1 protein-coding gene is annotated in these 346 nt (G+C 46.8%); it reads right to left on the bottom strand.

What is annotated here, in order from left to right:
* Positions 1 to 262, bottom strand: a 262-nt coding sequence (locus ACFWW2_RS16725) for a hypothetical protein (protein ID WP_393929788.1), incomplete at its 3' end; no start/stop codon positions are given.
* Between the last annotated feature and the right edge of the window lie 84 nt (positions 263 to 346).

The following is a 346-nucleotide window of genomic DNA, read 5'->3' as shown; positions in this document are numbered from 1 at the left end:
CGCATCTTTTCAAAAAACTCTGAGAACCAAGCCACTCTGGAAAAATACTTGGCAGAGTACCCAGAACATTCTCGATATCTCGACGCGAGATCTTGTCAAAATATCCAGTCTTCGTTTTTTTGAGCCGGGCCATTCTCGAACCAATTGCACTCCGATAGATGACGGCTTCGGATCGACAATCATGGATAACGTCAATCAGAGCTTCTATGTCCGGTGAAAGCGAACCTTTCTGTCCGCGTTGTTCTTCATCGCTACGTCGCAATATCGTCCTGCCTTTTGGAAGAGACTGTCTCCTCAGCATCCTCTTTATGGCGTCCGCTCGGGTGAGCGTTTGTGCATAAAAATA

Origin of the sequence: Yoonia sp. R2-816, assembly GCF_046762905.1 — a bacterium.
Classification (GTDB): Bacteria; Pseudomonadota; Alphaproteobacteria; order Rhodobacterales; family Rhodobacteraceae; genus Yoonia.
The sequence above is the reverse complement of the archived record's forward strand: the minus strand, read 5'-3'. Positions and strand labels throughout refer to the sequence as shown.